The sequence below is a fragment of the Streptomyces sp. NPDC054863 genome, assembly GCF_053610825.1.
Genome location: NZ_JBSGZD010000348.1, coordinates 1 through 7841, shown reverse-complemented (window position 1 = coordinate 7841; position 7841 = coordinate 1). Strand labels below are relative to the sequence as shown.

The 7841-nt window shown below is 70.1% G+C and carries 5 protein-coding genes; 1 reads left to right on the top strand and 4 read right to left on the bottom strand.

Features of this window, described 5'->3' with window-relative positions; translation table 11 throughout:
* Nucleotides 1-53 precede the first annotated feature (53 nt).
* The 4 genes from ACWGIG_RS34665 to ACWGIG_RS34650 form a co-directional block, all read right to left on the bottom strand.
* Entirely contained in the window at nt 54-1523 is a 1470-nt protein-coding gene (locus ACWGIG_RS34665; protein WP_453325673.1) for a catalase, read from the bottom strand.
* A 126-nt stretch (nt 1524-1649) separates the two neighbouring features.
* A complete protein-coding gene (locus ACWGIG_RS34660; RefSeq protein WP_453325672.1) occupies nt 1650-3518 on the bottom strand; it encodes an ATP-binding SpoIIE family protein phosphatase in 1869 nt (622 codons plus the stop codon).
* Nucleotides 3519-3783: 265 nt separating this feature from the next.
* Nucleotides 3784-4467 (bottom strand): cytidylyl-2-hydroxypropylphosphonate hydrolase, encoded by a 684-nt coding sequence (gene fomD, locus ACWGIG_RS34655; protein WP_453325671.1) that lies wholly within the window; start codon nt 4465-4467, stop codon nt 3784-3786.
* A 164-nt stretch (nt 4468-4631) separates the two neighbouring features.
* The gene (locus ACWGIG_RS34650; protein WP_453325670.1) at nt 4632-6041 is read right to left on the bottom strand and encodes a class II fumarate hydratase; all 1410 of its coding nucleotides are present in this window, start codon (nt 6039-6041) and stop codon (nt 4632-4634) included.
* A gap of 107 nt (nt 6042-6148) precedes the next feature.
* On the opposite strand from ACWGIG_RS34650, the gene ACWGIG_RS34645 reads away from it, so the two are divergent.
* Entirely contained in the window at nt 6149-7675 is a 1527-nt protein-coding gene (locus ACWGIG_RS34645) for a ricin-type beta-trefoil lectin domain protein (RefSeq protein WP_453325669.1), read from the top strand.
* The last annotated feature ends 166 nt before the right edge of the window (nt 7676-7841 follow it).

Here is a 7841-nt window from a genome sequence, read left to right as displayed (position 1 = left end):
AGGCCCCCACCCTTCCGGGATGGGGGCCGCCGCTTCTCGTCCTCGGGCCGCGCCTAGTGGAACCGCGCGGAGATCCGCTCGCCCAGCTCCTTGTCCACGTTCCGCCAGTAGGTGAACGCCCGCTCCAGCACCGGCCTGCTCACCCCGTCCGACAGATGCCCGACGATGTTGCCCACCAGCCGGTCCCTGGCCGCGTCGTCCAGGACCTCGCGCACCAGCGTGCCCGGCTGCCCCCAGTCGTCGTCGTCCCGGCGCAGCGTGTACGCGTGGTGCACCATCTCGCCCGCCGTCCGCCATCCGGCGCTCTCGCCGAAGCGGGCGGTGTCGGCGGCCGGGCCGCCGTACGAGTTCGGCGCGTACACGGCGCTCGCCCGTGACGGCTCGTACCGCATCGGTCCGTCCTTGGAGTACGAGTTGGCGGCGAACCGGGGCCGGTTCGGCGGCAGCTGCGCGTAGTTGGGCCCGATCCGGTACCGGTGGGTGTCCGGGTAGGAGAAGAGCCTGCCGAGCAGCATCTTGTCCGGGGACGGACCGATGCCCGGCACCAGGTTCGACGGCTCGAAGGACGCCTGCTCGATGTGGACGAAGAAGTCCTCCGGATTCTCGTTCAGGGTCATCCGGCCGACCTCGATCTCGGGGTAGTCCGCGTGCGGCCACACCTTCGTCAGATCGAACGGATTGAAGCGGTAGTCCGGCGCCTCGTCGAACGGCATCACCTGGACGTACAGCTTCCAGGTCGGGTGCTCCCCGCGCTTGATCGAGTCGAACAGGTCCCGCCGGTGCACATCACCGTCGGTCCCCGCCATCGCGTCGGCCTCGTCCTGCGGGAAGAAGTCGATGCCCTGCTCGGTCTTGAAGCGGTACTTCACCCAGAACTTCTGGCCGCCCGCGTTCACCCACATGTACGTGTGCGAGCTGAAGCCGTCCATGTGCCGGTACGTCCTGGGGATGCCGCGGTCGCTCATCAGGATGGTCACCTGATGGGCGGACTCCGGCGACAGCGTCCAGAAGTCCCACTGCATGTTGTGGTCGCGCAGACCGCTGTCCGGGGTGCGCTTCTGCGAGCGGATGAAGTCCTGGAACTTCATCGGGTCACGGACGAAGAAGACCGGCGTGTTGTTGCCGACCATGTCGTAATTGCCGTGTTCCGTATAGAACTTGAGCGCGAAACCGCGCGGGTCCCGCCAGCTGTCCGGCGAGCCCTGCTCACCGGCGACCGTCGAGAAGCGGGCCAGCATGTCGGTCCGCCTCCCCGGCTGGAAGAGGTCGGCCTTGGTGAACTGGCTGACGTCGTTGGTCACTTCGAAGAAGCCGTACGCACCCGAGCCCTTCGCGTGCACCACCCGCTCGGGCACCCGCTCCCGGTTGAACTGGGCCATCTTCTCGATGAGGTAATGGTCCTGGAGCAGGATCGGCCCGTCGGGCCCGACGGTGAGCGAATGCTCGTCGCTCTCCACCGGGATCCCGGCGTTGTTGGTGGTGTACGGGGCGGTCTGCGGTGCCTTGCGAGTCTCCTCGGTCACGAGCGTCCTCCCGGAGATTCCGGTGGTTGGTGGGGGTTGGGTCGCTATGTCCGACTGCCCCAGTCAACCGCTCCGACACTACGTCGGCAACACTTGGACCGAATCCAACCCCGGAAGGCGTCCGCGCTACCTCTTCTCCTCCGCCGCGGAGCCGGGCAGTGCCAGCTCGAACCAGACGACCTTCCCGCTGCTCAGCCGGGTCGCACCCCACTTCTTCGCCAGCCGGTTCACCAGGAAGAGCCCGCGTCCGCCCTCGTCGGTGTCCCTGGCCCGCCGCTGCCGGGGCAGCTGCGGCGAATCGTCGCCGACCTCGCAGCGCAGTACGTCCGTACGCAGCAGCCGCAGCGTCACCGGCCGCTCCGCGTACCGCACGGCATTGGTGACGACCTCGCTGACCAGCAGCTCGACGGAGTCCGACAGCTCTTCGAGCCCCCAGCGCTCCAGCGCCCGCCCGGCCAGCCTCCGCGCCCTCCCCGGTGCCTGCTCCTCCGGCTCCAGGAACCAGTACGCGACGTCGCTCGGCGCGATCCCGTCGAAACGGGCCGCGAGCAGCGCGATGTCGTCGTCCCGGTCACCGGGCCCGAGCATGTCCAGGACGTCGTCGCAGAGCGCTTCGAGGGGCGGCGGATGGTCGGGCCCCGTCAGCTGGGCGGTCGCGGCGAGACGTTCCCGCAGCTGCTCGATGCCGGTCCAGACGTCCCGCAGCCGGGACTCGACGAGGCCGTCCGTATAGAGGAGCAGGGTCGCTCCCGCCGGAGCGTCCAGCTCCACGGCCTCGAAGTCGACGCCGCCGACCCCGATGGGCGCCCCGGGCGGCACCCGCAGCACCTCGGCGCGGCCTCCCAGGTGCAGCAGAATGGGCGGCGGGTGCCCGGCGTTGGCGATGGTGATCCGGTGCGCGACCGGGTCGTACACGGCGTACATGCACGTGGCCATGCGGTCGGTGCCGAGCCGCTGGGCCTGCTCGTCGAGGTGGTGCAGCACCTCCTGCGGCGGCAGGTCGAGCCCGGCGAGGGTCTGGGCGGTGGTCCGGAACTGCCCCATGATCGCCGCCGACGTCATCGAGTGCCCCATGACGTCGCCCACGACGAGCGCCACCCGGCTGCCGGGCAGCGGAATCGCGTCGTACCAGTCGCCGCCGACCCGGGCGGTCTCGGCGGCGGGGAGGTACCGGGACGCGAGCTTCACACCGGTGGGCCGGGGCAGCGAGTCCGGCAGCATCGTCCGCTGCAGCTCGTCGGCGATGTACGCCTCGCGCCCGTACAGCACGGCCTTGTCGATGCCGAGCGCGGTGTGCGTCGCCAACTGGGCGGCCACCAGCAGGTCGTTGGCCTCGAACACGCCCCGTTCCGGCCTGCGCAGGAAGACGGCCGCGCCGATCACCCGGCGGCGGCCCCGGAGCGGGGCGAGTATCGCGCGCCGCCCGTCGGGCAGCCCGCAGTCGCCGCCCAGCAGTTCGGGCAGTGCGATGCGCGCGGAGGCCGCGTCGCCGAACACCGGCCGCACCCCGCGCAGCACCTCGGCCAGCGCACCGCCGCTGAGCACCTCGCACAGTTGCTGGGCGGGCGAACCGTCGCCCAGCACGGCGTCCGACTCCTCGCCCGCCGGGCCCTCGCCGCTCAGCCGCAGCCGGTCGGTGCGCCGCAGCCGCAGCATGAACGGCACGGCGGGACGCTCGTCGCCCACCGGCAGCGGATCCCGCAGATACACCAGGATCGCGTCCGAGAAAGTGGGCACGGTCGCCCGGCACAGTCCCAGCACGATCTCGTCGAGATCGATACCGCGGGCGATCCGCCGGGTCGCGGCCCCGACGAACCGCAACCGGTCGCCCTCGGTCCTGGCCGGGGGCGGAGTGCCCCCGGGGCCCGGCACTCCGGCAGCCGTCGTGGCCATGGCGGACTCTTCCTCCGGCTCCTGCCTCGGCCGGGCGCGCTCGTGCGGCCTGGCAACCAGGGGCTGCCGGCCTTCGTGGGAGGTGGACTGCTGCTCCGTCACGCGTGGGGTTCCGTCCGTCCGGGGAGCTTGTGCGATGCAATCGCTTGGTGCGATATACCCGCTCTGCGGGCGGCGTCGACAGAACGGTGGCCTGTGAACGTTACATAACCGCACGCCTTCTCGTGCAGGTTCACAGAACCACCCCCCTGTAGTGACATACGGTCAGGTCCTGCTCCACACCCGGTAGTTGCTGCCTATGCCTGCTGGGTGTGCAGTCTTCCGGAGGGTGATCCTACGTTTGGACCCTGGGGGCGCATCAAGAGTCTCACGTCGTCATGTGCGCCGGGGTGCGGTCCCAGTCATCCGGAAGTTCCGGCACTCCCCAGTGCGGATCCGGCCGCCAGTTCTCCCACCCGTCGGCGAACGGCGCCCCCCAGTCCTCCACGGTCCGCACGGCAGCGCGCCCCGCCGCCCGCACCTCCTCGGCCTGCTCCTCTCCCACCAGCCCCACCCGCCGGGCCTGCGCGAACTCGTCCTCGTCCAGCCACATCCACCGCCGGTCGGGCGCCACCGCAATGTCCAGAAAGTGATCCTGTGAATCGACCCCGCCGACCCACCGGGCCCGGGGCTCTTCGAGGTTCACGTACCAGTTCTTGAACCGCCACCCGCGCTCCCAGAACAACCACACCGACCACGGGTCCCCGGGCCGCGCCAGCTTCAGCACCCCGGTCCCGAACCACCGCGAGGTCGTCGTCGTCCGAGCCTTCGTGTACCGGGTCTCCAGCGGCTCCTGATGCACCGAAGTCCCGTCCGCCAGAACGGGCTTCACGCACTCCGTCCCCGGCGCCATCCAGACGGCGAGCAACTCGTCGGTGTCCTGCACGACGGTCACGGGCCGGCAGATGTGAATGCGCCGCGAAGCATTGTCCCGGTACCGCCAGAGAATCTGATCCCCCGGCGCCCATCTGCTCCCGCCCGTCCCGGCGGCCTCGCCCGTGTGCTCTGTCATGGACAGATTTTAGGAGTACGAGGACGGCCGCGCAGCGATTTGGATCACGGACCGCCGGACGGGCCCGAGGCAGGGGCCGAGGGGGAGGGGCCCGGGAGGGGGGTCGGGACAATGTCTCACTGAAACGTGTAAGTGAGACATTGTTCCGACACGCACCCTCCGCCCTACGGCCGCGTCATGCTCAGCACGTCCAGTGCCGCGTCCAGTTGGGCCTCCGTGAGGTCGCCGCGTTCGACGTAGCCGCCCTCGATGACGACCTCGCGGATCGTCCTGCGCTCGGCCACCGACTTCTTGGCGACCTTCGCGGCCTCCTCGTAGCCGATGTACTTGTTGAGGGGGGTGACCACGGACGGGGACGACTCCGCGTATTCCAGGGCCCGTTCGCGGTTGGCCGTGATGCCGTCTATGGTGCGGTCGGCCAGCAGGCGGGTGGAGTTGGCGAGCAGGCGCACCGACTCCAGCACGTTCTTGGCGATGACGGGGAGCATGACGTTCAGCTCGAAGTTGCCGGCGGCGCCCGCGACGGCGACCGTCGCGTCGTTGCCGGTGACTTGCGCCGCGACCATCAACACCGCTTCCGGAACCACCGGGTTGACCTTGCCCGGCATGATCGACGAGCCCGGCTGGAGGTCGGGGAGGTTGATTTCGGCCAATCCGGTGCGCGGGCCGCTTGCCATCCAGCGCAGGTCGTTGGCGATCTTGGTGAGGGAGACGGCGATCGTACGGAGCTGGCCGGAGGTCTCGACCAGGCCGTCGCGGGCGCCCTGGGCCTCGAAGTGGTCGCGGGCCTCGGTGAGGGGGAGGCCGGTGGCGCGGGCGACCTCGGAGATGACGGCGGCGGAGAAGCCGGGCGGGGTGTTGATGCCCGTGCCGACCGCCGTTCCGCCCAAGGGGAGTTCGGCGAGGCGGGGGAGGGAGGAGCGGAGGCGCTCGATCCCGTACCTGATCTGCGCCGCGTAGCCGCCGAACTCCTGGCCGAGGGTGACCGGGGTGGCGTCCATGAGGTGGGTGCGGCCGGACTTCACGACGTCCGCGAACTCGGCGGATTTCCGCTCCAGGGAGGCCGCCAGGTGCTCCAGGGACGGGATCAGGTCGGCCGTCACCGCCGCCGTCGCCGCGATGTGGATCGAGGACGGGAAGACGTCGTTGGAGGACTGGGAGGCGTTGACGTGGTCGTTGGGGTGGACCGAGCCCCCGGAGCCTCCCGGGGCCGCGAGCCGCTCCGTCGCCAGCGTGGCGACGACCTCGTTCATGTTCATGTTGGAGGACGTGCCCGAGCCGGTCTGGAAGACGTCCACCGGGAAGTGTTCGTCCCAGTCGCCGCGGGCCACTTCCTCCGCGGCGTCGGCGATCGCGCCCGCCACGTCCTTGTCCAGGACGCCCAGCTCCGCGTTGACCTTCGCCGCTGCCGCCTTGATGCGGGCCAGGGCCTCGATGTGGGCGCGCTCCAGGCGTTGGCCGGAGATCGGGAAGTTCTCCACGGCCCGCTGGGTCTGCGCCCGCCACTTGGCGTGGGCGGGAACCCGTACCTCACCCATCGAGTCGTGCTCGATCCGGTAGTCGTCAGTCGTCATCGGTGCGACACCTCCTGTGAAAGTTGAGCGGTTGTCTTGTTCTGGGTATTCCCATCTCGGCTACCGGCCAGTAAATACCGGGGGTAACAACCAACCGGGGAGGCGCAATGGCGCGCACCAGGCACAGATTCCGCAGCACCCTCGCCGTGACCGCCGCACTCGCGGCGACCGTCGGCGGCATGACGGCCACGACCACCGCCGCAGCGGTCCCGAACGACCCGCGGGCCGCCGCATCCACCCCCCTGCCGCCCGAGCTCGAAGCGATCCGGGCGGCCGAGGCCACCAAGCTGTACGGGTCGCCGGCCGAGCGGCCGATGGGCGACCGCAAGACCGGGCTCATCTCGCTCGGCGACAGCGAGATCTCCGGGGAGGGGACGGGGACGTACGAGGCGCCGACGAACGGGCCGACCAACTGGTGCCACCGTTCGCCCGACGCCGCGATCCACAAGACCTCCGTCGCCGCCGACGTGACGTACAACGTCTCCTGCTCGGGCGGCTACACCGGAAACATCAGGATCGGCGGCAGCAAGCAGTACGCCGACGAGCTCGTGCAGAGCGACAACCTCGCCGTCAAGGCGCGCAACACGAAGATCAAGATGGTGGTGCTGGTCGCGGGCGCCAACGACGATCTTCAGTTCGGTCCTGTGATGACCGATTGCGTCACCCGGTACCTGACGCTGCAGGGGCCGTGCGAGTCCAAGTACGCGGGTGGCTGGCAGGCCCGGGTGGACGGTCTCGTGCCCAAGGTCGAGCAGACGATCCGCGACCTGCGGACGACCATGACCGGGGCCGGGTACGCCGACTCCGACTACAAGCTCGTGGTCATGGGCTACCCGAGCCCGATCGGGCCCGACTTCAAGGACAACCCCGACTTCCCCGGCAAGCTCGCCTGCGGCGGCCTCGGCTACGACTCCGACACCGCCTGGGGCCGCAACGCCGCCGTCCCCGCCTTCGAACGCGGCATGCGCAGGGCCGCTGCCTCGACGGGCGCCACGTACCTCGACAACTCCCGCCTCTTCCATGGGCACGAGGTCTGCTCGGAGAGCACCTGGGCGCGCGGGCTCTACATCGACCTCTCCAAGCCGGGCCCCCCGGACGCGAACTCGGTCCGGCAGTCCTTCCACCCCAACATCAGCGGTCACGCCGCCTTCGCCTCCTGCCTCAGCCAGATCTACAACTCCTCGTCCCGCGAGGCCAGTTGTGCAGATCCGGCGTCCACCGGCAAGCCGGTGCTGACTCCGGGTGCGTGGGACGACGCCTTCAAGCCGCTCAAGAACGCCGCCACGGGCACCTGCCTGGACGCACCCGGCTCCGTCACCCGCAACGGCACCGCCGTCGGCGGCTGGGACTGCCACGGCGGCCGGAACCAGGGCTGGTGGTACGACGGTGCCCAGCAGTCGCTGCGTACGGAACTGAGTCACGACCGGTGCCTGGACGTACCGGGCGCCAAGTACGAGCCGGGCGCGGGACTCGTCCTGTGGAACTGCTCGGGCGCCGCCAACCAGAAGTTCGTGAAGCAGGGGGCCACCCTCCGCCCGGCCGCCTCCACCGGGCTGTGCGTCACCCTGTCGGCGGCAAAGGACCCGCTGAAGCTGCGGGCGTGCGACGGCTCGGCGAGCCAGCAGTTCGCGTAACCCTTACGTTCGGAGCATGATCACAGCACTCTCCGTGACCGCCGCCGCACTGGCCGCGACACTCGTTCCGGCGACACTCGTTCCAGTGGCGCAGACTCCAGCGGCGCAGGCTCCGACGGCGCAGACTCCGGCTCCGGCGTCCTCCCCGGCCCCCATCGGGGAGGAC

Excerpts from the sequence above, each read along its gene's own strand:
- ACWGIG_RS34645 (WP_453325669.1), top strand. The coding sequence starts at position 6,149 with ATGGCGCGCACCAGGCACAGATTCCGCAGCACCCTCGCCGTGACCGCC.
- fomD (WP_453325671.1), bottom strand. The coding sequence starts at position 4,467 with ATGACAGAGCACACGGGCGAGGCCGCCGGGACGGGCGGGAGCAGATGG.
- ACWGIG_RS34650 (WP_453325670.1), bottom strand. The coding sequence starts at position 6,041 with ATGACGACTGACGACTACCGGATCGAGCACGACTCGATGGGTGAGGTA.